At 65.7% G+C, this 21,675-nt stretch carries 23 protein-coding genes; 11 read left to right on the top strand and 12 right to left on the bottom strand.

Annotation, left to right across the window (positions count from 1 at the left end):
- Positions 1-88 precede the first annotated feature (88 nt).
- From mdh to E5673_RS06305, 5 genes are all read right to left on the bottom strand, one after another.
- Positions 89-1,051 carry a malate dehydrogenase gene (mdh, locus tag E5673_RS06325; protein WP_056060667.1) on the bottom strand — a complete coding sequence of 321 codons (963 nt, stop codon included), beginning with the start codon at positions 1,049-1,051 and terminating at the stop codon, positions 89-91.
- Positions 1,052-1,178: 127 nt separating this feature from the next.
- Complete coding sequence (gene zapE / locus E5673_RS06320; protein WP_136189355.1) at positions 1,179-2,270, bottom strand: cell division protein ZapE; 1,092 nt, start codon at positions 2,268-2,270, stop codon at positions 1,179-1,181.
- Positions 2,271-2,405: 135 nt separating this feature from the next.
- Entirely contained in the window at positions 2,406-2,870 is a 465-nt protein-coding gene (locus E5673_RS06315) for a PaaI family thioesterase (RefSeq protein WP_136189354.1), read from the bottom strand.
- A gap of 122 nt (positions 2,871-2,992) precedes the next feature.
- A complete protein-coding gene (locus tag E5673_RS06310; RefSeq protein WP_136189353.1) occupies positions 2,993-3,787 on the bottom strand; it encodes a succinate dehydrogenase iron-sulfur subunit in 795 nt (264 codons plus the stop codon).
- Between the two features lie 133 nt (positions 3,788-3,920).
- Positions 3,921-4,502: an ATP-dependent Clp protease proteolytic subunit gene (locus tag E5673_RS06305; RefSeq protein ID WP_136189352.1), complete on the bottom strand. Its 582-nt coding sequence runs from the start codon at positions 4,500-4,502 to the stop codon at positions 3,921-3,923.
- 99 nt (positions 4,503-4,601) lie between these two features.
- Here E5673_RS06305 and E5673_RS06300 point away from each other — a divergent pair, with 99 nt between their 5' ends.
- Together E5673_RS06300 and E5673_RS06295 are read left to right on the top strand one after the other, a co-directional pair.
- The gene (locus tag E5673_RS06300) at positions 4,602-4,850 is read left to right on the top strand and encodes a type II toxin-antitoxin system prevent-host-death family antitoxin (protein ID WP_128454289.1); all 249 of its coding nucleotides are present in this window, start codon (positions 4,602-4,604) and stop codon (positions 4,848-4,850) included.
- The gene (locus E5673_RS06295) at positions 4,837-5,130 is read left to right on the top strand and encodes a type II toxin-antitoxin system RelE/ParE family toxin (RefSeq protein ID WP_133031653.1); all 294 of its coding nucleotides are present in this window, start codon (positions 4,837-4,839) and stop codon (positions 5,128-5,130) included. Before E5673_RS06300 ends, E5673_RS06295 begins: the two co-directional genes overlap by 14 nt.
- 104 nt (positions 5,131-5,234) lie before the next feature.
- Here E5673_RS06295 and E5673_RS06290 read toward each other — a convergent pair whose 3' ends face one another.
- From E5673_RS06290 to sdhC, 4 genes are read right to left on the bottom strand one after another with little or no spacing between them, the layout of a single operon-like run.
- Positions 5,235-5,510: a hypothetical protein gene (locus tag E5673_RS06290; protein WP_136189351.1), complete on the bottom strand. Its 276-nt coding sequence runs from the start codon at positions 5,508-5,510 to the stop codon at positions 5,235-5,237.
- Entirely contained in the window at positions 5,510-7,312 is a 1,803-nt protein-coding gene (gene sdhA, locus E5673_RS06285; protein ID WP_136189350.1) for a succinate dehydrogenase flavoprotein subunit, read from the bottom strand. The genes E5673_RS06290 and sdhA overlap by 1 nt, the downstream gene beginning before the upstream one ends.
- Positions 7,309-7,695: a succinate dehydrogenase, hydrophobic membrane anchor protein gene (gene sdhD / locus E5673_RS06280; RefSeq protein ID WP_120299369.1), complete on the bottom strand. Its 387-nt coding sequence runs from the start codon at positions 7,693-7,695 to the stop codon at positions 7,309-7,311. Before sdhD ends, sdhA begins: the two co-directional genes overlap by 4 nt.
- On the bottom strand, positions 7,695-8,105 hold the full coding sequence (gene sdhC, locus E5673_RS19950) for a succinate dehydrogenase, cytochrome b556 subunit (protein ID WP_281727887.1): 411 nt from the start codon (positions 8,103-8,105) through the stop codon (positions 7,695-7,697). The genes sdhD and sdhC overlap by 1 nt, the downstream gene beginning before the upstream one ends.
- A gap of 267 nt (positions 8,106-8,372) precedes the next feature.
- Between sdhC and E5673_RS06270 the strand changes: the two genes are divergently transcribed.
- From E5673_RS06270 to E5673_RS06260, 3 genes are all read left to right on the top strand, one after another.
- Positions 8,373-9,716 carry a methyl-accepting chemotaxis protein gene (locus E5673_RS06270; protein WP_056061736.1) on the top strand — a complete coding sequence of 448 codons (1,344 nt, stop codon included), beginning with the start codon at positions 8,373-8,375 and terminating at the stop codon, positions 9,714-9,716.
- 69 nt (positions 9,717-9,785) lie between these two features.
- Entirely contained in the window at positions 9,786-10,475 is a 690-nt protein-coding gene (locus E5673_RS06265) for an SDR family oxidoreductase (RefSeq protein WP_136189349.1), read from the top strand.
- Entirely contained in the window at positions 10,465-11,400 is a 936-nt protein-coding gene (locus E5673_RS06260; RefSeq protein ID WP_136189348.1) for a 50S ribosomal protein L11 methyltransferase, read from the top strand. The genes E5673_RS06265 and E5673_RS06260 overlap by 11 nt, the downstream gene beginning before the upstream one ends.
- A 223-nt stretch (positions 11,401-11,623) precedes the next feature.
- Here the strand turns inward: E5673_RS06260 and phhA are convergent, their stop codons facing one another.
- Complete coding sequence (phhA, locus tag E5673_RS06255) at positions 11,624-12,502, bottom strand: phenylalanine 4-monooxygenase (protein ID WP_136189347.1); 879 nt, start codon at positions 12,500-12,502, stop codon at positions 11,624-11,626.
- Positions 12,503-12,524: 22 nt separating this feature from the next.
- On the opposite strand from phhA, the gene E5673_RS06250 reads away from it, so the two are divergent.
- Together E5673_RS06250 and E5673_RS06245 are read left to right on the top strand one after the other, a co-directional pair.
- Positions 12,525-13,190, top strand: a complete 666-nt coding sequence (locus E5673_RS06250) for a TIGR02117 family protein (protein WP_136189346.1) — start codon at positions 12,525-12,527, stop codon at positions 13,188-13,190.
- A gap of 119 nt (positions 13,191-13,309) precedes the next feature.
- On the top strand, positions 13,310-13,867 hold the full coding sequence (locus E5673_RS06245; RefSeq protein ID WP_247599663.1) for an alpha/beta hydrolase: 558 nt from the start codon (positions 13,310-13,312) through the stop codon (positions 13,865-13,867).
- Between the two features lie 118 nt (positions 13,868-13,985).
- On the opposite strand, the gene E5673_RS06240 is transcribed toward E5673_RS06245, so the two are convergent.
- Together E5673_RS06240 and E5673_RS06235 are read right to left on the bottom strand one after the other, a co-directional pair.
- On the bottom strand, positions 13,986-14,264 hold the full coding sequence (locus E5673_RS06240) for a hypothetical protein (protein ID WP_056060708.1): 279 nt from the start codon (positions 14,262-14,264) through the stop codon (positions 13,986-13,988).
- Complete coding sequence (locus tag E5673_RS06235; RefSeq protein WP_136191381.1) at positions 14,265-15,269, bottom strand: glycerophosphodiester phosphodiesterase; 1,005 nt, start codon at positions 15,267-15,269, stop codon at positions 14,265-14,267. It lies immediately after the preceding gene.
- Between the two features lie 141 nt (positions 15,270-15,410).
- Between E5673_RS06235 and E5673_RS06230 the strand changes: the two genes are divergently transcribed.
- From E5673_RS06230 to E5673_RS06215, 4 genes are all read left to right on the top strand, one after another.
- Positions 15,411-15,974: a 2Fe-2S iron-sulfur cluster-binding protein gene (locus tag E5673_RS06230; protein WP_082441359.1), complete on the top strand. Its 564-nt coding sequence runs from the start codon at positions 15,411-15,413 to the stop codon at positions 15,972-15,974.
- Positions 15,971-16,951, top strand: coding sequence for a xanthine dehydrogenase family protein subunit M (locus E5673_RS06225; RefSeq protein WP_136189344.1), 981 nt, complete (start codon positions 15,971-15,973; stop codon positions 16,949-16,951). Before E5673_RS06230 ends, E5673_RS06225 begins: the two co-directional genes overlap by 4 nt.
- Before the next feature lie 2 nt (positions 16,952-16,953).
- A complete protein-coding gene (locus E5673_RS06220) occupies positions 16,954-19,185 on the top strand; it encodes a xanthine dehydrogenase family protein molybdopterin-binding subunit (protein ID WP_136189343.1) in 2,232 nt (743 codons plus the stop codon).
- Between the two features lie 215 nt (positions 19,186-19,400).
- On the top strand, positions 19,401-21,605 hold the full coding sequence (locus E5673_RS06215; protein ID WP_136189342.1) for a xanthine dehydrogenase family protein molybdopterin-binding subunit: 2,205 nt from the start codon (positions 19,401-19,403) through the stop codon (positions 21,603-21,605).
- The last annotated feature ends 70 nt before the right edge of the window (positions 21,606-21,675 follow it).

Raw genomic sequence — 21,675 nt, 5'->3', positions numbered from 1 at the left:
TCCGCTTCCTTGTTTCCCCGCGAAGGCGGGAACCCAGTCTGGGCACCCGCCTTCGCGGGTGAACAAGGAGGCAGGGCGGGAGGTCACCTTAGTTCAGCGAACCATCGATACCCTTGCAGGCGACGATCAGCTCCTTCACCGCGTCGACCGACACGGTGAGGTTCTGCTTGGCTTCGTCGTCCAGCTTGATCTCGACGATCTTCTCGACGCCGCCAGCCCCGATCACCACCGGCACGCCGACGTACAGATCGGTAAGGCCGTACTCGCCCGAAACATACGCCGCCGCCGGCAGCACGCGCTTCTGGTCGTACAGATACGCCTCGGCCATCGCGATGCCGCTGGTCGCCGGCGCGTAATAGGCCGAACCCGTCTTCAGCAGTGCGACGATCTCGCCGCCGCCGCCGCGCGTGCGCTTGACGATCGCGTCGATCTTTTCCTGGCTCGACATGCCCATCGCGATGAGGTCGGGAACCGGGATGCCCGACACGGTCGAGTAGCTGATGACCGGGACCATCGTGTCGCCGTGGCCGCCGAGCACGAAGCTGGTGACGTCCTTGACCGAGACCTTGAACTCGTCGGCAAGGAAGTGGCTGAAGCGTGCCGAGTCGAGTACGCCGGCCATGCCGACGACCATGTGGTGCGGCAGGCCCGAGAATTCGCGGAGCGCCCACACCATGGCGTCGAGCGGGTTGGTGATGCAGATCACGAACGCGTCGGGGGCGTTGGCCTTGATGCCCTCGCCGACGGCCTTCATGACCTTCAGGTTGATGCCGAGCAGGTCGTCGCGGCTCATGCCGGGCTTGCGCGCGACACCGGCGGTGACGATGATGACGTCCGCGCCGGCGATGTCGGCGTAGTCGTTCGATCCGGTGATCTGCGAGTCGAAGCCTTCGACCGGGCCGCACTGCGACAGGTCGAGCGCCTTGCCCTGGGGGATGCCCTCGGCGACGTCGAACAGGACGATATCGCCAAGGCCCTTGAGTGCTGCGAGGTGCGCGAGCGTACCGCCGATGTTACCGGCGCCGATCAGCGCGATCTTCTTGCGAGCCATTCCAATCCGTCTCCGTCTGATGTGCGGGGTGATTGGTGACGCCGGTTACGCGCATTATCCCGCTACGGCAACCGCTAAAAGGACAAAAGCGGGTTGTTATTGCGAGTGGTTCGCATGTGCAATAAGCTTAGAGGTGGCCTTCTGCGAGATAGTCCTCGGAGCGCATCTCTTCGAGGCGGCTGATCGTGCGGTCGAACTCGAACCTGCCGTCGCCGCTTTCGTAGAGGTCGCCGGGTTGCGCATCGGCGGCGGCGAGCAGCTTGACCTTGTGCTCGTACAGTGCGTCGATCAACGCCACGAACCGCGCCGCCTCGTTGCGGTTCTCGGGGCCGAGCTTGGGGATGCCGACGAGGATGACGGTGTGGAATTTCCGCGCGATGGCGAGGTAGTCGGCCACGCCGCGGGCTTCTCCGCACAGCTTCTTGAAGCTGAACACCGCGACGCCCTTGAGCGATTTCGGGACCCGGAGCGTGCGGCCCTGGACGATCAGGTCTTCGGCGGGGACGTGCTCGCTGTCGTCGGTCGAGAAGTCGGTGAGGCGGAAGAATGCGGCGGAGAGTTGCGCGGTGGCCTCGGGGCCGTTGGGGACGAGCCACGTGTCCTGGCTGCCGAGCCGGTCGCGGCGGTAATCGACCGGGCCGTTGAGCGGGAGCACGTCGAGGCGCTGCTCGATGGTCGCGATGAAGGGCAGGAAATGCTCGCGGTTGAGGCCGTTCTTGTAGAGATCGGCGGGCGGACGGTTCGAGGTGGTGACGATCGTCACGCCGGAATCGAGCAGCGAGGTCACCAGCCGCGACAGGATCATCGCGTCGGGACTGTTGGTGACCATCATCTCGTCGAACGCGAGCAGGCGGGTCTCGTCGGCGATCGCGGTGGCGACGGGGACGATCGGGTCGCCGACTTCCTTGCGACGTTCGGCGGCGATGCGCGCGTGGACCTCGAGCATGAACTCGCCGAAGTGGACGCGGCGCTTCTTCTCGACGGGCGCGTTGGCGAAGAACAGGTCCATCAGCATCGACTTGCCGCGGCCGACGCCGCCCCAGAGGTAGACGCCGCGGGGGTCTGGTTTCTTGGAGAAGCGGGCGAAGAAGCCGGTGGATTTGGGGGTAGCGAGTTCGGTCGCGAGGGTGTTGAGGCGCGCGGCGGCGGCGGCCTGTTCGGGGTCGGGGCGGAGTTCGCCCGAGGCTACGAGCGCCTCATAGGCTTTGAGTACCGTCACGCCGCTAACCCTTTACCACCCCGGCGGAGGCCGGGGCCCAATATGAAAGGTTTCGATAACGGAGCGGGGCGCTTCAACACTGATCGTTTCCCAATTGGGCCCCGGCCTTCGCCGGGGTGGTGATAGCGGCCGGGGTCAGCCCTTTGGCGGCTTAGGCGACGGCTTGCGGATCGTGGCCGAGAAGGCGGCGATCTTCGTTTCGTCGTCCCCTTGCACCACGAGACCCCGCAGGAACAAGAGGCGGCCGGTTTCCTTGAGGACTTCGACCTGCGCCTCGATCGGCTCACCGACGCGACCGCCTCCGATGAATTGGGTGTTGAGATCAAGCGTGACCGCGGTGCCGGCGGTGATCAGGCCGAAACCTCTGGCGGCCGCGAACAGCGCGACGTCGATGAACGCGAGGAGCGCGCCGCCGTGGACGTTGTTCTGGAGGTTGGAGTGGCGGTGCTCGGGGGTGATGCGGACGCGGACGGTGTGACCGTCGACACGGTAGAGCATGGGGCCGAGCAGGGTGTTGAAGCGGGTGGGGTCGGAGAGCGACCAGCTGCGCCAGCCTGGGTTGGCTGGGTCTTCGGCTTCTACGAAATGGGGGGTGGTCAACAACCTGTCCTTCGATACGCCGCTTCGACACGCTCAGCGGCTACTCAGGACGAACGGAAATTTACACCCCCCGTTCGTCCTGAGTAGGGGCTGAGCGAAGTCGAAGGCCCGTATCGAAGGGATCAGACGATCCGTTCAGCTTCCATCTTCTTGATTTCGGCGATCGCCTTGGCCGGGTTCAGCCCCTTGGGGCACGCGTTCGCGCAGTTCATGATGGTGTGGCAGCGATACAGGCGGAACGGATCTTCCAGCTCGTCGAGGCGCTCGCCGGTCATCTCGTCGCGGCTGTCGGCGATCCAGCGATAGGCCTGCAACAGGATCGCGGGGCCAAGGAACTTGTCGGCGTTCCACCAATAGCTCGGGCACGAGGTCGAGCAGCACGCGCACAGGATGCACTCGTACAGGCCGTCGAGCTTCGAGCGGTCTTCCGGCGACTGGAGGCGTTCCTTGCCCGAGGGCGGCGGGGTGACGGTCTGCAGCCACGGCTTGATCGACGAATATTGCGCGTAGAAATGCGTGAAATCGGGGACCAGGTCCTTGATCACGTCCATGTGCGGCAGCGGCGTGATCTGGACCTCGCCCTTGCAATCCTCGATCGCGGTGGTGCAGGCGAGGCCGTTCTTGCCGTTGATGTTCATCGAGCACGAGCCGCAAATGCCCTCGCGGCACGACCGGCGGAAGGTGAGCGAGGAATCCTGCTCGCTCTTCATCTTGATCAGCGCGTCGAGCACCATCGGGCCAGTGTCGTCGAGATCGAGCTCGAAATTATCGTAGCGCGGGTTCTCGCCGCTGTCGGGATCGTAGCGGTAGACCTTGAACGATTTGAGACGCTTACCCGCCCCCGAGCCCTGGCTGGTCGAGGCGTGCTTGACGCCCTTCTTGACGACGCTGTTTTTCGGGAGCGAGAATTCGGCCATTGCGAGCGGTCCGTCCGTGGTGTGATTATAGGTTGTCAGAGCCGATACATGACAGGGGCCCTCCCCGCAAATCCTTAGCTTCGCGGGTGCAACATGCGTCACACCCGCTGTCGCGTTGCCTGCGCGTGCCGGGTCAGATGATGTCGAGGACGAGCCCGAGGTCGCGGGCTTCCTCGGCTTCGATATACCAGTTGGAGGGGGCTTTCTTCTTCAATTCCTCGAGCGATACCTTCGAACCCTCGACGATCGCGCGGAAGCCTTCCTCCTGGATGTTGATCGAGTCCTCGATCTCGTGGAGCTTGGCCTTGAGCGTGTAGGAGAGCGTGTTGAGCGGGCCGTTGAGTTCGATCGTGCTCTGCATCTGGCGCTCGTGGATCATGATGCGGCTGTTGCGCGTGAGGAAGCGGCTGTCGACCGGGAAGGCGGACATGAACGTCGCGCCGGCGGAATAGACCGCGACCTTGCCGAGGAAGAGCGTCTCGCGGCCGGTGTATTCGCGGAGCAGGCGGATGTTGTCGCCCATCGCACGCGCGACTTCGGGATCGCCGCCGAGCGTGGTGATCGAGACGACCAGCGGGCCTTCGGTGGGGGCAGCGACGAGCTGCGATTTGAAAGTATCGTACATCGCGTTGTCGACGGGGCCGTGGAGATGGATGTGTGGGGCGGCCAGCAGCGGGTAGTTGCGGGCGTTCGAGGCGGGGGATGTGTCGGTCATGCCGCGGCAAACTTCTGCGGGGGCGGTGGGTTCCTGATGAGTTGCGGCATATCAGCACAGTGATTTGGCGTGACCTGTTCGACGTGCTACAAAGCGGTCATGATTGAAACCATCCATGCCGGCGCGACGGTTAGCATCAGCGACCTGAAGAAGAATCCCTCCGGAGTCATCGAGGCTGCGGGCGGATTCCCAGTGGCGGTGCTTAATCGGAATACGCCCGCCGCGTATCTCGTGCCGGCAGCGGCGTGGGAGGAATTGATGGACCGTTTGGAAGACGTCGAACTGGCGGAACTGGTGCGCGCGCGTGCCGACGAGGTGCCGGTCGCGGTGTCGCTTGGCGACCTATAGTCTCGCTTTCCTGCCGAGCGCGCTGCGGGAGTGGGAGAAGCTTGGCGCCAATGTTCGCGAGCAGTTCAAGGCGAAGCTGACCGAGCGGTTGGGCGAGCCACATATTGCGAGTGCGCGGCTGAGCGGAATGACCGGGTGCTACAAGATCAAGCTTCGGGCCGCGGGGTATCGGTTGGTGTACCGGGTCGATGATGGCCTGGTGACGGTGATCGTCGTGGCGGTCGGGCGGCGGGACCGAAATCTGGTGTACAAGATCGCGGCTGGGCGGATCGAGCGGTAGCACATCTGTCACAGCCGCCCGTTCTCCTGCGAACGCAGGAGTCCAGGGTTACGGAACGTGGCGTTTGTGATTCTGGGCTCCTGCGTTCGCAGGAGAACGGGGCTTTAGTTTACCTGCTTGGCCGAGCGCTTGTACTGGAGGATCCAGCCTACGAGGCCACCGGGGACGCCGCCTACTAGCGAGAACAGCGCGTAGAAGGTGATCGCTATCTTCTGGGGTTCTTCGCCGATACCGCGGGGTTCGATGGCGAAGACGTAGATCGCGGTCAGGATCGCCACGACCGCCGGCCATAGGAAGCCGGCGATCATCGGTTGGAAACGCGTCAGGAGCCCCACCGCGACGGGCACGAGGAACCCGATCGCGATGATGGCCCAGGTCATCAGTATACCCGCTTCTTGGGCTTGATGTAGTCGATGTCGTCGGTGAGCGTGTAGTCGTGGACCGGGCGGAAATCGATCTTGGTCTCGCCGCCCTTGCCGCCCCAGCCGTTGAAGGTGGTGATGGTGTGCTTCATCCAGTTCGCATCGTCGCGCTCGGGGAAGTCCTCGTGCATGTGTGCGCCGCGCGACTCGGTGCGGTTGGCCGCCGAGGTCATCGTCACGACCGCCTGGCCGATCAGATTGTCGAGCTCCATCGTCTCGACCAGATCGGTGTTCCAGATCATGCTGCGATCCTTCACGGCGACGTCGGTCATCCGGCTGTAGATCCCGGCCATCTTCTCAACGCCCTGGTTGAGCAGTTCGGTGTCGCGGAACACGGCGCAATGCTTCTGCATGGTCTGCTGCATGTCGAGACGGATCTGTGCCGTCGGCGAACCGCCGCTCGCGTTGCGGAAATGGTCAAGACGCGTCAGCGCGAGATCTTCCGACCCCTTGGGCAACGGCGCGTGGGGGGTACCGGGCTTCAGCGTGTCCTTGATGCGCAGGCCGGTCGCGCGGCCGAACACCACGAGATCGATCAGGCTGTTAGAGCCAAGGCGGTTGGCACCGTGGACCGAGACGCACGCAGCCTCGCCGACCGCGAACAGGCCGGGGACGACCGCGTCGGGGTTGCCATCGACGAGGTTGACGACCTCGCCGTGGAAGTTGGTCGGGATGCCGCCCATGTTGTAGTGCACGGTCGGCGTGACGGGCAGCGGCTGGCGCGTGAGATCGACGCCGGCGAAGACCTTGCCGGTCTCGGTGATGCCCGGCAGACGCTCGGCCAGCACCTTGGGATCGATGTGATCGAGGTGCAGGAAGATGTGGTCGCCGTTCTTGCCGACGCCGCGGCCTTCGCGCATTTCGAGCGCCATCGAGCGGCTGACGACGTCGCGCGAGGCGAGGTCCTTCGCCGACGGAGCATAGCGCTCCATGAAGCGCTCGCCCTCGGAGTTGGTCAGGTAACCGCCCTCACCGCGTGCGCCCTCGGTGATGAGCACGCCCGCGCCGTAGATGCCGGTTGGGTGGAACTGGACGAACTCCATGTCCTGCAACGGTAGCCCGGCGCGGAGCACCATCGCGTTGCCGTCGCCGGTGCAGGTGTGCGCCGAGGTCGCCGAGAAATAGACGCGGCCATAGCCACCGGTGGCGAGCACGGTCTGGTGGCTGCGGAAACGGTGGATCGAGCCGTCTTCCATGCACAGCGCGATGACGCCGCGGCAGACGCCGTTCTCCATGATCAGGTCGAGCGCGAAATACTCGACGAAGAAGTCCGTGTTGTACTTCAGGCTCTGCTGATACAGCGCGTGAAGCATCGCGTGGCCGGTGCGATCGGCGGCAGCGGCGGTGCGCTGGACCGGAGGCCCCTCGCCCATGTTCTGCATGTGGCCGCCGAACGGACGCTGATAGATCGTACCGTTCTCGTTACGGCTGAACGGCATGCCGGCGTGTTCGAGCTCGTAGACCGCCTGCGGGGCTTCGCGGCAAAGATACTCGATCGCGTCCTGGTCGCCGAGCCAGTCGGAACCCTTGACGGTGTCGAACATGTGCCAGGTCCAGTGATCCGGCGAGTTGTTGCCGAGCGAGGCGGCGATGCCGCCCTGTGCTGCGACAGTGTGGCTGCGGGTCGGGAAGACCTTGGTGATGCACGCGGTCTTCAGGCCGCTCTCGGCGATGCCCATCGTCGCGCGCAGGCCGGAGCCGCCGGCACCGACGACGACCGCATCATAGGTATGATCGATGATCTTGTAGGCAGACATCAGGCGGGGGCTCCGGAGAAGGCGACCTTCAGGATCGCGAACAGGGCGATGCCGCCCAGCGTGAAGGTGAACAGGTTGAGGAGGATCATCGTCACGACACGGCTCTCGCCATGCTGGTAATCCTCGATCACGACCTGCAGACCGAGACGGAAGTGATAGAAGACCGACAGGATCAACAGCGCCATCGGCACCGCGACCCAGGCCGATTGCAGCCAGAGATGGACAGCGGCGTAATCATAGCCGGGCATCCGCGCGACCGAGATCATCAGCCACAGCATGAGGAACAGGTTCGAGCCCGCCGTCAGACGCTGCTGCCACCAGTGATGCGCGCCGTGCTTGGCGCTGCCCAGGCCGCGGACGCGACCGATTGCCGTACCCGAACCCATTACTTGATCCCCATGTAGAGCCAGAACACGACCGTCAGCGCGACCGAAGCGACCATCGTCGCGATCGCGCCCATCTTGTTGCGCTTCAGTTCGTAGCCGGCGCCGATATCGAGCACCATGTGGCGGATGCCGGTCATCATGTGCTGGAACAGCGACAGCGTCAGCCCGACCGCGACGACATAGCCGAGGATGTTGAGCCGGCCGGTGTCGGTGGTGAACACGTCGACGAAGGTCGCGTACGCCTGATCGCCCGACGCGATCGCGGCGAGCCACCAGACGAGCAGGATGCTGCCGACGGTCGCCATCCCGCTGCCGGTCACGCGGTGCAGGATCGAGACCAGCATGTGCGGGCCCCATTTATAGACCTGCAGATGGGGAGAAAGCGGGCGTGCCGGGTTGCGCGATGCCAAGGGCGGAGTCCTCGAACCAGAAGATGACGAACCAAGAACAGCTTGGTCCAGAATATATAGATTGGGCGACCTATTAGCCACCGCGTGCTGCGATGCAACCCATTGGGGCCGGTCCGATAACCCATGACACCGCGCGCGCGATGCCTGTGCGACACGACCGACCCTGCACATCACGACGCGTCGATCCCTAACCAGCCCTTAAGACATGGCGTGTAGCGATGGCGTCGTACATTCGATCCGGAGTTCACCGTCTTGACCACCAACGACCTGCCGGCCCCCGGCTCGATCGCGGCCTCCGTCGACCTGATGGCGCGGCTGCGGGTGTTCGATTTCGACGGATCACTGACCGGCGCGAGCCGCGAAGTCTGGGCCGCGCTGGCGCCCGAGATCACGCATGTGTCCAGGGCGTTCTGGGAACAGTGGCTGCAGTGTTTTTCCGACGAACGGATCTGGGCGCCGCACGAAACCGACCAGATGATCGAGATCGGCTGCACGTTCCTGCGCAATCGCTTCCTGGACACGAGTGGACGCGCCTGGATCGAATCGATCGAGCGGTCGGTCGCAACGGCCTATGTCGCCGACGTATCGCCGATGGCGCTGCTGTCGATGATCAGCGCGAGCGACCGCGCCGCGCTCGACGTGCTGATGCGGCGGGTCGATCGGTCGGATCCGAAGCTGCCGGTGTTCATCGACACGCTGATGCGGCTGTCGGCGCTGGAGGGCGAGATCACCGTCGCGATCTATAACCGGTACCAGATGCATACCGCGCAGGTCGCGCGCGATACGCTGGCGGCGGAATTTCGCGACGGCATCGCGGCGATGGTCGAGACCGCGACCGACGAGGGGCATATGCTGCGCGAACAGGCGTTGCGGAGTTCCGCCTCGACCCGCGCGGTGCTCGGCAAGGCGAGCGAAGTCGCGGCCGCCGCAGAGCAGTCCGCGGTGGCGATGCGCGAAGCCGCGCAGACCGCCGCCGGCCTGATCCGCGCGATCGAGGACGCGCGGACCGAAGTGGAGGCTGCGGCCGAGATCGCCAATCGGGCATCGGCGCAGGCTGGACAGGCGGTCGGCATGTCGGAAACGCTGAGCGATCATGCGAAGTCGATCGAGTCGATCCTGGGGCTGATCCGCGACATTGCCGGGCAGACCAACCTGCTCGCGCTGAACGCGACGATCGAGGCGGCGCGCGCGGGGGATGCCGGGCGCGGGTTCGCGGTGGTGGCGCAGGAGGTGAAGAGCCTCGCCAACCAGACCGCGCGGGCGACCGACGACATCGCCGCGAAGATCGCCGCGATCCAGTCGGCGACGCGCTCGACCGTGGAGACCAATGCGTCGATCAAGTCGACGGTAGCGGAGGTGCAGGAGAGCGCCGACCGCATCCGCTACGCGATGGAGGCGCAGGCGCAGACGGTGACCGCGATCACCGCGGCGGTGGACGAGACCGCGCTGGCGGCGGATTCGATGTCCAACACGATCGCCGCGATCCGCGAGGATACCGAGACGGTCGCGACCGAGATCGACGGCGTGGGTCGCGGGTTCGACGTGCTCGACGGGCGGCTCAGCAACCTGAAGAACAGCGCGGGCGATTTCGTCGCGAAGGTTGCGGCCTAGGCGCGGGCTATCGTCCGTGGGTGCGGGATTGGCGTGACGAGGCGGCGTAGCGCGCGCTAGAGGTGCGGCATGACCATTCTTCTTACAGGCTCCAGCCGCGGTATCGGCGCGGCCATTCATGCGGCGCTGACCGACGCGGGCGCGACCGTCATCGGGCATGGGACCGCCAGCGGTATCCCGGCCGACTTCAGCGATCCTACGGGGCCGACTGCGTTGTGGAACGCTGCGCTCGAGCAGGCGGGCGGCGCGATCGACGTGCTGATCAACAATGCTGGCGTGTTCGAGGCGGCACCGCTCGCCGATGACGACTGGACCGCGCAGTGGGAGCGGACGATGCGGATCAACCTGACCGCGTCGGCCGAGCTTTGTCGGTTGGCGGTGCTGCACTGGCAGGCTCGCGGGGTTGGCGGGCGGATCGTGAATATCGCGAGCCGGGCGGCGTATCGCGGGGATTCGCCGGCGCATTGGCATTATGCCGCGTCGAAGGCCGGTATGGTGGCGATGACCAAGACGATCGCCCGGGGGTATGCTCGGGAGGGCATCCTCGCGTTTGCGGTGTGCCCCGGGTTCACGATGACCGGGATGGCGGAGGACTATCTGTCGAGCCGTGGCGGCGATGCGTTGCTGGCGGACATTCCGCTTGGGCGGGTCGCGGCGCCTGACGAGATCGCGGCGGCGGCGAAGTTTCTGGCGTTGGAGGCGCCGGCCTCGATGACGGGGTCGGTGATCGACGTGAATGGGGCGAGCTATGTCCGATAGTTGGAAACTCACCCTCCCCTGCACGCGGGCGGAGGCGGAGGCGATCGATGCGAGCGACGATCTGACGATCGACGGCGTGTTGATGACGACCGAGGAGATCGAGGACGACGTGGAGTCTTGGCGGCTCGATGCGTATTTCGAGCATGAGCCGGCGGCGGATACGGTCGCCGCCGTGCGCGCGCTGGTGCCTAGCGCGGCGGGGGCCGAGATCGCGGTCGAGCGGCTGGGGGATGCGGACTGGGTGACGATGAGCCAGGCGGGGCTGGAGCCTTTGTCGGTCGGGCGGTTCTTCGTGCATACCGGGGCGCATTCGGGCGCGGTGCCGGCGGACCAGCGGGCTTTCCTGATCGAGGCGAGCCGGGCGTTCGGGACGGGGCATCATGAGACGACCAGCGGGTGTCTTGCTATGCTGGACGGGTTGGCGGAGGCGTCGTTTGCGAACGTGATCGATATCGGGACGGGGACGGGGTTGCTGGCGTTTGCGGCGGCGCATCTTTGGCCTGGGGCCAAGGTGATGGGGACGGATATCGATCCGGTCTCGATCGATGTGACGGTTGAGAATGCGGCGCTCAACGGGGTCGAGGGGATCGATCTGGTGGTTGCGGACGGCACGCTGGACGATGCGATCGTGGTTCGTGCGCCGTATGATCTGGTTATCGCTAATATTCTTGCCGGGCCGCTGGTGTCGATGGCGCCGGAGATCGCTTCGATTTCGGATGTGGGGGCGACGATTGTTCTTGCCGGGTTGCTGGAGACGCAGCGGGCTGGGGTTGTCGCGGCGTATGAGGCTTGCGGGTGTTCGCTGGAGGCGGTCGACCGGCGGGGGGATTGGAGTGTGCTTCGGTTGCGCGCTGGGGCGGTGAGGTTCGTGGCGGAGGGGCCGTTCGATCCCAAGGGGCGTGATGGGTGGGCGCTCGATATTTGAGGGCTGCCCTCCCCCGAAGAAGGCTGTTCCCCCGCGAAGGCGGGGGCCCAGTCTGGGCCCCCGCCTTCGCGGGGGAACAAGTTGGGAAGGGTTGCCCTCACCCCATCTCTGCCGCCACCCCGGCGGAGGCCGGGGCCCAGTTGGGTGAAGCTTTGAGATAGAACCGCACCGCTATCCCAACTGGGCCCCGGCCTTCGCCGGGGTGGTGGCTTCTAGAGGATGCTTATGCGGTCTCAGCGGACGCCTTCGACGTCGCGTAGTCCTGCGTACCCTCGGTAATCACCACATCGCCGGGCTCGATCCGCGCGACGGGAATATCCGGAAGCGTCTTCAGTTCCTCGTACAGCGGCGCGAAGTCCGTCTCTACCGTCAACCGCAACAACTCCTCGAAGCTCGGAATGACGAAGTAGTTCTGCTGGAAATCGTCGATCCGGTATTCGGTCCGCATCACCCGGGCGAGGTCTAGCGCGATGCGGTTCGGGCTCGGGTCGTCCAAGGCAAACCGCGTTTCCGCATAGCTGGAGACGATGCCGGAACCGTAGATGCGCAGGCCTTCGGGTTCTGCGATCAGGCCGAACTCGACCGTGTACCAGTAGAGCCGGCCCAGATACTTCAGCGCGTCGAGGCCCAGCGCACGCTGGCCACCACGGCCGTAGGCGGCGAGGTAGTCGGCGAAGACTGGGTCGGCGAGCATCGGCACGTGGCCGAACACGTCGTGGAAGACGTCGGGTTCCTGCAAATAGTCGAGCTGGTCGGGGCGGCGGATGAAGTTGCCGGCGACGAAGCGCCGGTTCGCCATATGGTCGAAGAACACGTCGTCGGGGACGAGGCCGGGAACCGCGACGACCGACCAGCCGGTGAGCTTGGTCAGGCGCTCGGACAGCTCTTCGAAATCGGGGATGCCGGGTTTCGAGAGCTTCAGCACGTCGAGCCCGCGCAGCCAGGCGTTCGAGGCGCGGCCGGGGAGCAGCTTCGATTGGCGCGCGAACAGCGTGTCCCAGGTTGCGTGATCCTCCGCGGTGTAATCCGCCCAGTTCTGCGGGATCGTCCAGTCGGGCGCGCCTTCGGGCGGGGTGCTCAGTACGTGTGTGTCATTGGCCATGCGGCTGGTCTAGCATGACGGAATGAAGACGGAAACGCGTTGGGTTACATGGATTTTACGGGCGATCGCCGCCGTGTTCGGAGTGGTCGCGAGCTATGCGGTGGCGGGGCTGGTCGGCGGGTCGATCCCGAGCAATCGCGATTGGCGGGCGCCGGTCGAGGGCGTGCATATCTTCGTCGAGAGCAACGGCGTGCATACCGGGATCATCGTGCCGAAGGTCGCGGCGGGAGTGGACTGGCGCGGGGTGGCTCGGGCGGAGGATCTGCGTGATCCGCGGTTTGGCGCGTTCGATCATGTGTCGTTCGGGTGGGGGGAGAAGACGTTTTATCTAGAGACGCCGACCTGGGCGGACGTGAAGCTGCGGACGGTGATTGCTTCGGCGGTCGGGAGTAATCGGACGTTGATGCATGTCGATCATCTGCCGAGGCCGCGCGCGGGCGATGGGGCTCGGGAGATCGTGGTGACGCCCGCGCAGTATCGGCGGTTGGCGGCGTATATCCGGGCGAGCTTTCGCGACGGGGGTGCGCGGTATCCGGGGTATGCAGGGTATGATGCGTTTTATGATGCCAACGGGCGCTATAGCGCGGTGCGGACGTGTAACAGCTGGACGGGTGATGCGCTTCGGTTTGCGGGGGTGAAGGTTGGAGCTTGGACGCCGTTTCCGGTTACTGTGATGGGGTGGTTTTGAAGCCGCCGTCAAAAGCGCTTTGGGCGGCAGAGTTGCCGCGCGCGGCGTGGACGGTTGCAACATGGTGGCGCCATCGTCCGGCGCTGGCTGCGGTACCTCGCGGTGACGGGAGGGCGGTGATGGTGCTTCCGGGGCTGTTCAACACCGACCGCTCGAACTTCGTGATGCGGGGCTATCTGAAAAGGCTCGGCTACCGCGCGACCGGCTGGGGATTGGGGCGCAATCTCGGCGTGCGGACGGTCGGCGTGGAGGCCGAGCACTTGATAGCGCGGATCGCGGCGCTGGCAGCGCAAACCGGGCCGGTCACGCTCGTCGGGGTGAGTCTCGGAGGGATCATGGCGCGCTTGGTCGCGCACCAACGTCCCGATCTGGTTCGGGCCGTGATCACGGTCAGCTCGCCTTTTGCGGGCTCTGCCAAGGCGACCAACGTCTGGCGAGCGTTTGAATGGATGACGGGCGAGCGGCTCGACGATCCGGCGGTGATCGCGCGCAGCGCGGCGATTGCCGCGCCGCTGCCGATACGGTCGACCGCGATCTGGAGCCGGTCGGACGGGTTGGTCAACGGGTTCATATGCCACGACGCGGCGGGGCGTGCCGTGGAGGTTCGGAGCGGGCATCTCGGCGTGCAGCTGAAACCGGCGGTGCTGATCGCGGTGGCGAAGGCTTTGGCGGACTAGGCCATTTTCCGTGCAGAGGCCGGGGTCCAGTTGGGGGACGTTGCTGACTGAGCGCAGCGCTAAGTTACTTCTGTTTCCCAACTGGGCCCCGGCCTTCGCCGGGGTGGTAGAAGGGAGCTTAGTTGCCGGCGCGATAGCCTTGGTACTGGCCGCATTCCGAGCGCTGCGGGTCGCGCTTGCAGCGTTTAGCCAGTTCCTTGCGCTGTTTGCCCTCTTCGGCTTCCTGCTTGCGCATCTTCTTGCCGTAGTTGCGGTCCGATTCTTCCTGGCTGGTCGTCGTCCAGTCGACCGCCTTGCCGGCGACCTGGAACGGTGCCTTCACGATCGAGGTTGCCGTGCTGATGCAGCCACTTACGAGGAACGGCAGCACCGCGAGTACGGGAAGAACCTTACGCATTTACTTCACTCCTGCGCGGGACCGATCGCGCGCCTGGCTCCCGTATAGCGGAAAGTCGGTGAAGAAACCGTCGATACCTTGTCCAAGACCTGCGTCGATCTCCGCGGCGATGTCGCCGTGGGCGGCGGGGTCGGTGCCGCGGCGGAAGCGGGTCGGTTCGAAATAGTTTTCGGCGCGGTAGGTCCAGGGGTGGACCCGCAGGCCGGCCGCGTGCGCGTCGGCGACCAGCGTGGTGGGGGTCGCGTCAGTCCACAGCATGCTCTTGTTGGGGCCGATGCCGTAGGCGTAGGAGGCGACCGCCTTCAGGCCCTCGGGCGTGATCATCGCCTTGTAGCTCGGCTGCGCGCCGTCGGCGGGACCGCCCTCCCCGTCCATGAGCTGGATCAGGCGGACCTTCGTCATCTTGTGCAGGCGCTGGAGGTTGGCGACCTCGAACGACTGGATGAACACCGGCGCCTTGGCCGAATCCCAGCCGGCCTCGCGCAGTTCGGCGACCAGTTTCGCGTCGGTCGGGTGGCCGATCTTGGCGAAATAGGTCGGGTGCTTGGTCTCGGGATAAATGCCGATCGTCCGGCCCGTCTCGGTGGTGCGGCGCTTGGCGAGTGCGATGATCTCGGCGAGCGTGGGGATCTGGAACTGGCCGTCATAGGCGGTGTTCGCGGGGCGGAGCTTGGGCAGGCGCTCCTTCGCGCGCAGCGTCTTCAGTTCGGCGAGCGTGAAGTCCTCGACGAACCAGCCGGTCATCGTCTGGCCGTCGATCGTCTTGGTGGTTTTCCGGCCTGCGAACTCGGGATGGTCGGCGACGTTGGTCGTTTCCGCGATATTGTTCTCGTGGCGCGCGACGAGAACGTCGTCCTTGGTCGGGACAAGATCGGGCTCGATGAAGTCCGCGCCCTGGTCGATCGCGAGCGAATAGGCCGCCAGCGTATGCTCGGGGCGAAGACCGCTGGCGCCGCGATGCGCAATGACGATCGGGGGCGACAATCGGGGAGAAGCTGGCGTCATCGCGGCAGCTTGCCCGCTTGCCGCGACGAGCGCCAGCGCGCCGATGTGTGAGAGCTTGTCGCAATAGGAAACGATCGGTCGCATCGGCGTTGAGTCCTCGAAATCCGTACATTCCCGGCACATTCAACCAGGGGCACCGCCATGCATTTCACGATCAATGGTCAATCATATGACGCCGAGCCCGATATTCGCACGTCGGTGCTCGACCTGTGCCGCGAGCATCTCGGGCTGACGGGCTCGAAGAAGGGCTGCGATCACGGCCAGTGCGGCGCGTGCACGGTGCTGATCAACGGGCGCCGCGTCAATTCCTGCCTGACGCTTGCGGTGATGCACCAGGACGACGAGATCACGACGATCGAAGGTATCGGCCAGCCGGGCAACCTGCACGCATTGCAGGACGCGTTCGTGCGGCATGACGGCTATCAGTGCGGATATTGCACGCCGGGGCAGATCTGTTCGGCGGTCGGCATGCTCGACGAGGTCAAGAAGGGCTGGGCCAGCCATGCGTCGGGCGACCTGACCGATCCGAAGTTCGACGATGCCGAAATTTCCGAGCGGATGAGCGGCAATCTGTGCCGTTGCGCCGCGTATCCGAACATTGTCGATGCGATCCGCGAAGTCGGTGGTGCCGAGCCCGCAGGCCGGACCGCGGACGAGAAGGACGCCGCGATGGAAGCCAACGCGCGCGGGGAGCTGGTGGCATGAAGACCTTCACGTACGAGAAGCCCGCTACGCCCGAGGCTGCGGTCAAGGATATCGATACTGTTGGTGCAAAGTTCATCGCGGGCGGTACGAACCTGCTCGACCTGATGAAGTTGCAGGTCGAGACGCCGGACAAGCTGGTCGACATCTCGCGGCTCGATCTCGCGAAGATCGAGGAGCGCGAGGATGGCGGGCTGACGATCGGTGCGCTGGTGCCGAACAGCGATCTCGCCGCCGATCGCCGCGTCGTCGCGAGATACGAGGTACTGAGCCGCGCGTTGCTGGCGGGTGCGAGCGGGCAGTTGCGCAACAAGGCGTCGACCGGGGGCAATCTGCTCCAGCGGACGCGGTGCTATTATTTCTACGACACGGCCGCGGCCTGCAACAAGCGCGAGCCGGGCAGCGGCTGTTCGGCGATCGGTGGCTTCAACCGCATCCTCGCCGTGCTGGGGACGAGCGAGCACTGCATCGCGACGCACCCAAGCGACATGGCGGTGGCGATGCGCGCGCTCGACGCGACGATCGTGACGCTGAAGGCGGATGGCGATCGTCGGCGGATCTCGATCCACGACTTCTATCGCCTGCCGGGCGATACGCCGCAGATCGAGAACGCGCTCGAAGCGGGTGAACTGATCACGCACATCGAGCTGCCGGCACCGGTCAAGGGCAAGCAGGAATACCGTAAGGTCCGCGATCGTGCGTCCTATGCCTTCGCGCTCGTCTCCGTTGCAGCGATCGTCGACGTGCAGGACGGCGTGATTGCGTCGGCCTCGCTCGCGTTCGGTGGGCTCGGGCCGATGCCGTGGCGCAACCCGGCGGTCGAGGCGGCCCTGGTCGGCAAGGCGCCGTCCGATGCCGTGTTCGAGGCTGCGGCGACCGCGCTGCTCGCCGACGCCAAGGGCTATGGCTCGAACGACTTCAAGATCCCCCTCGCCCGTCGCACGCTGATCGCGACGCTGCGCAACGTCACGGGAGCATAAGCATGTTTGGTCTTGGCACTACGAATAGCCTGACGATGGACAAGCCGCATCCGGACAGTCTTCTGGATACGGGCGTCCAGGGCGTCATCGGCAAGCCGCTCGACCGGATCGACGGGCCGCTGAAGGTCACCGGGACGGCTACCTATGCCGCGGAATACCAGTTCGCGAACATGGCGTATGGCGTGCTGGTCGGCACGAAGATTTCGGCGGGCAAGGTCGTCTCGATCGACGTCGACGCGGTCAAGGCGATCCCCGGCGTAATCGACGTCGTCACCGATTTCGACCAGTTCATCCGTGTCTCGGCGCAGGGCGGCGCGACCGATGCACCTACGCAGGGTGTGAAGGACATCGCGTTCTTTGGGCAGATCGTCGCGATCGTGCTCGCCGAGAGCTTCGAGGTCGCGCGCGATGCCGCGGCGCGCCTGCCGATCGAATATGACGAGGCCGAGGGACAGTACGACTTCGCCGCGTACCGCGACGAGACCCGGACGCCGCCGGACGATGCGACGCCGGCGCATTTCAAGCAGGGCGATGTCGACAAGGCGATGGCCGAGGCGGCGGTGAAGATCGATTCGACCTATGTCACGCCGAGCCAGAATTCGGCGGCGATGGAGCCGCATGCCTCGACCGCGGTGTGGGAAGAGGACGGCTCGCTGTCGCTGTACGGCGCGTACCAGATGCCGACGTCGGACGCGCAGCAGCTGGCGAAGTCGCTGGGGCTGTCGGAGAAGAAGGTGCGGATCATCGCGCGCTATATTGGCGGCGGGTTCGGATCGAAGCTCGGCATCGCACCCGAGAGCGTCGCGGCGGCGATCGCGGCGAAGCAGCTTGGCCGTCCGGTCAAGGCGGTGATGTCGCGACCGCAGGTGTTCGAGGCTACCGTGCGTCGGTCGAATACCGAGCAGCGTGTGCGGCTGGCGGCGGATGCGGACGGCAAGCTGTCGGCGATCGGTCACGAGACGCTGACGTCGAACCAGTCGACCGAGGATTATTTCGAGCCTGCGGGCATCGGCACGCACATGCTGTATGGCGGCGAGAACCGGCTGATCACGCATGAGGTGGTCGATCTGAACTTCGTGCTGTCGGGCTCGATGCGCGCGCCGGGCGAGGCGGTCGGGATGCTCGCGCTCGAAGGCGCGATGGACGAACTGGCCGAGAAGCTCGAGATGGATCCGATCGAGCTGCGCAAGCGCAACGATCCGAAGATCGACCCCGAGAAGGACGTGCCCTATTCGTCGCGCAACCTGACGCGCGCGCTCGACGAGGGCGCGAAGAAGTTCGGTTGGGACAAGCGGCAGAAGGCCGGCACGCGCCGCGAGGGCGAGTGGCTGATCGGCATGGGCGTCGCCTCGGCGGTGCGCGGCAACATGATGCAGGAATCGTCCGCCAAGGTCGAGATCCACCCGGACGGCTCGGCGACGGTGTCGTCGGCGATGACCGACATCGGCACCGGCAGCTACACGATCCTGGCGCAGATCGCGTCGGAGATCCTGGGCATCCCGGTCGAGAACATCACGATGTCGCTGGGCGATACCAACGATCCTCCCGCCGCTGGTTCGGGTGGTTCGTGGGGTGCGGCGTCGTCGGGGACCGCCGTGTATCTCGCGTGCGAGATGCTGCGCGGGAAGCTGGCCAAGGCGGCGGGAGTCGATGAGGACGGCCTTACGCTCAAGGACGGCAAGGCGATCGGCGACAATCGCTCGACGCCGATCGGCGAGCTGGTCGGTAAGGGTCTCGAGGCTATTGGGCATATCAAGCCGGGCAAGCAGGAGAAGGAGACGACGCAGGCCGGGTTCGGTGCGCACTTTGCCGAGGTCGCGGTCAATGTGGTTACCGGCGAGACGCGGGTGCGGCGGATGCTCGGGTCGTTCGCGGCGGGGCGTGTTCTCAACGCGAAGACCGCACGGTCGCAGTGTCTGGGCGGGATGACGTTCGGGATCGGCGCGGCGCTGACCGAGGACCTGATCCACGATACGCGGACCGGCAAGCTGGTGAACCACGATCTGGCAGAATATCACGTGCCGGCCAATGCGGACATTCCGCAGATGGACGTCCACTTCGTCGACGAGCGCGACATCCACGCGAACCCGATCCACGCGAAGGGGATCGGCGAGCTGGGAATTTCGGGTGCAGGTGCTGCGGTGGCGAACGCGGTGTATAATGCGACGGGAATCCGGGTGCGCGAGTTCCCGATTACGCTGGACAAGCTGCTGGATCAGTTGCCGGCTGTTTGAGGGCTGACGATACCATAAACAGGTACCACCCCGGCGAAGGCCGGGGCCCAGTTGGGGGACGAAGATAACGAAGGATCGTCCTCCGTTATCAAGGCCTTTCCAACTGGGCCCCGGCCTTCGCCGGGGTGGCGGCGAGGTGGAGGGCGTCTCACTCCCAACCCTCGTCAAACGCCCCTGCCCTACCCATATCCTTCCCTCCACCCGAGGACCGCAGAATGAACGAACACGTGATGGATGCGGCGTTTCGGCCGGGTGGTCTCGACCGCGCGAAGCAGGGCGTTCTCGGGCTTGGGCTCGACCGTATCGAGGGGCCGGCTAAGGTCACCGGCGTTGCGGACTATGCGTATGAGGGTACGCCCGACGGCATCGCCTACGCCGCGATCGTCGGCACGCCGGTGGGCAGCGGGCGCATTCTCGGCATCGACGTCAGCGCCGCCGAGGCGTTGCCCGGCGTCATCGCCGTCATTCATAACGACGCGCGCATGCCGGCCGGCGAATCCAACTCGCGCGCGATGCCGCTGTTCGATACCGACGTCATCCTCCACCTCGGCCAGCCGGTCGCGATTGTCGTCGCGGAGGACCAGGCAATCGCGCGCGATGCCGCTGCGCTGGTCGTGGTTCGTACCGAGGCGGGGGAGGATCGGTTCGACGTCGAGGCGCAGCCGGTCGATACCGCGCCGAAAATCGGCTTCCTGCCGCCGATCGACAATGGCGATCTCGACGCGGTGATGGCGGACGCGGCGGTGACGTTCGACCGGACCTACACCACCCCCGTGCATTTTCCCGCCGCGCTGGAGCCGCACGCGACCACCGCGTGGTGGGACGGCGACAAACTCACCGTGCGGTCTAGCAACCAGGTTATCGGTGGTGCGCGGAAGACGATCGCGAAGGCGCTGAAGATCGATGCGGACAAGGTGCGTGTCCTCGCGCCCTATGTCGGCGGCGGGTTCGGCGGCAAGACCGGTGTCGGGCCCGAGGCGATCCTCGCGGCGATCGCGGCGGAGGTCGTCGGGCGGCCGGTGAAGGTTGCGCTGCCCCGCCGCCAGACCGCGTATATGGTCCACCACCGCTCGCACACGACGCAGCGGATCCGGATCGCCGCCGACGCGAACGGCGTGATCCTCGGCATGGGGCATGAGAGCGTCGTCGCGCAGAATGACGATGGCGAGTTTCTCGAGCCGGTGCCGTTCGGGACGCTGCCGCTGTACCGGGGCGACACGCGGCGGTTCAAGACCGACCTGGTGCGCGTCGACCTGCCCGCGAGCGGTGCGGTGCGCGCGCCGGGCGAGGCGGTCGGGACGTTCGGCGTCGAGTGTGCGATGGACGAACTGGCCGAGCAGCTTGGGATCGATCCGATCGAACTGCGGCGGCGCAATGAGCCCGAGGCCGATCCGGTGAGCGGCAAGCCGTTCTCCACGCGGCGGATGCTCGATTGCTATACGCAGGGCGCCGAGCGGTTCGGCTGGCCGGCGAGCGTGCCGGCGCCGGGGTCGGTGCGCGACGGCGAGTGGCTGGTCGGGATCGGCATGGCGGCGAGCCTGCGCGGCAACTTCACGGTCGAGGCGCAGGCGCGCGTACGGCTGGAGGCGGATGGCCGCGCGACGGTCGAGTGCGACATGACGGACATTGGTACGGGGACGTACACCATCCTCGCGCAGACCGCGGGCGAGATGCTCGGGCTGCCGGTCGCCGAAGTAAACGTGCGGCTCGGCGATACCGATTTCCCGCCGAGCGCGGGGTCGGGCGGGTCGTTCGGCGCTGGCAGCGCGTGTTCGGCGGTGGTGCTGGCGTGCGAGGATATCCTTGGCGAACTGGCGCTCAGGATGAATGCGGCGCCGGAGGATCTGAGCCTGCACGATGGCTGCGTGAGTGCTGGCGGACGGTCGGTGAAGCTGGCGGACCTCGTCCGCGGCGAACCGATCGTGGCGATGGGCAAGACCGGGCCGGGTGCCGAGAGCAAGCGCACCAGCCAGGCGAGCCACGGCGCGCATTTCGTCGAGGTCGCGGTCAACGCGGTGACGGGCGAGACGCGCGTGCGGCGGATGCTGGGCGTGTTCGATGTCGGGCGCGTGCTCAATCGCAAGACGGCGACGAGCCAGATCACCGGCGGGATGGCATGGGGGATCGCCTATGCGCTGAGCGAGGAGGGCATCGTCGACACGCGAACGGGCGCGTTCGTGAACCCCGATTTCGGCGAATATCATGTCGCGGTGAATGCCGACATTCCGCAGCTGGAGGTGCATTTCATCGAAGAGATCGACGACTCCGCGAACCCGGTCGGAGCGAAGGGCGTTGGGGAGCTTGGGATCTCCGGCGCGGGGGCTGCGGTGGCGAATGCCATCTACAACGCGACGGGGGTGCGGGTTCGGGACTTTCCGGTGACGCTCGACAAATTGCTCGAGGGTTTGCCCGCCGTCTGATCCTCCCCGGCACGGGGAGGGGGACCGCGCCCCTCGGCGTGGTGGAGGGGGGCGACCCCAAGCGTAACGT

It is taken from the genome of Sphingomonas sp. PAMC26645 (assembly GCF_004795835.1).
Classification (GTDB): domain Bacteria; phylum Pseudomonadota; class Alphaproteobacteria; order Sphingomonadales; family Sphingomonadaceae; genus Sphingomonas.
This window is presented reverse-complemented; position numbering and strand designations above follow the sequence as displayed.

Excerpts from the sequence above, each read along its gene's own strand:
- mdh (WP_056060667.1), bottom strand. The coding sequence starts at position 1,051 with ATGGCTCGCAAGAAGATCGCGCTGATCGGCGCCGGTAACATCGGCGGT.
- E5673_RS06310 (WP_136189353.1), bottom strand. The coding sequence starts at position 3,787 with ATGGCCGAATTCTCGCTCCCGAAAAACAGCGTCGTCAAGAAGGGCGTC.
- E5673_RS06305 (WP_136189352.1), bottom strand. The coding sequence starts at position 4,502 with ATGACCGACACATCCCCCGCCTCGAACGCCCGCAACTACCCGCTGCTG.
- E5673_RS06300 (WP_128454289.1), top strand. The coding sequence starts at position 4,602 with ATGATTGAAACCATCCATGCCGGCGCGACGGTTAGCATCAGCGACCTG.
- E5673_RS06290 (WP_136189351.1), bottom strand. The coding sequence starts at position 5,510 with ATGACCTGGGCCATCATCGCGATCGGGTTCCTCGTGCCCGTCGCGGTG.
- sdhD (WP_120299369.1), bottom strand. The coding sequence starts at position 7,695 with ATGGGTTCGGGTACGGCAATCGGTCGCGTCCGCGGCCTGGGCAGCGCC.
- E5673_RS06265 (WP_136189349.1), top strand. The coding sequence starts at position 9,786 with ATGACCATTCTTCTTACAGGCTCCAGCCGCGGTATCGGCGCGGCCATT.
- E5673_RS06260 (WP_136189348.1), top strand. The coding sequence starts at position 10,465 with ATGTCCGATAGTTGGAAACTCACCCTCCCCTGCACGCGGGCGGAGGCG.
- phhA (WP_136189347.1), bottom strand. The coding sequence starts at position 12,502 with ATGGCCAATGACACACACGTACTGAGCACCCCGCCCGAAGGCGCGCCC.
- E5673_RS06250 (WP_136189346.1), top strand. The coding sequence starts at position 12,525 with ATGAAGACGGAAACGCGTTGGGTTACATGGATTTTACGGGCGATCGCC.
- E5673_RS06245 (WP_247599663.1), top strand. The coding sequence starts at position 13,310 with ATGGTGCTTCCGGGGCTGTTCAACACCGACCGCTCGAACTTCGTGATG.
- E5673_RS06240 (WP_056060708.1), bottom strand. The coding sequence starts at position 14,264 with ATGCGTAAGGTTCTTCCCGTACTCGCGGTGCTGCCGTTCCTCGTAAGT.
- E5673_RS06235 (WP_136191381.1), bottom strand. The coding sequence starts at position 15,269 with ATGACGCCAGCTTCTCCCCGATTGTCGCCCCCGATCGTCATTGCGCAT.
- E5673_RS06230 (WP_082441359.1), top strand. The coding sequence starts at position 15,411 with ATGCATTTCACGATCAATGGTCAATCATATGACGCCGAGCCCGATATT.
- E5673_RS06225 (WP_136189344.1), top strand. The coding sequence starts at position 15,971 with ATGAAGACCTTCACGTACGAGAAGCCCGCTACGCCCGAGGCTGCGGTC.
- E5673_RS06220 (WP_136189343.1), top strand. The coding sequence starts at position 16,954 with ATGTTTGGTCTTGGCACTACGAATAGCCTGACGATGGACAAGCCGCAT.
- E5673_RS06215 (WP_136189342.1), top strand. The coding sequence starts at position 19,401 with ATGAACGAACACGTGATGGATGCGGCGTTTCGGCCGGGTGGTCTCGAC.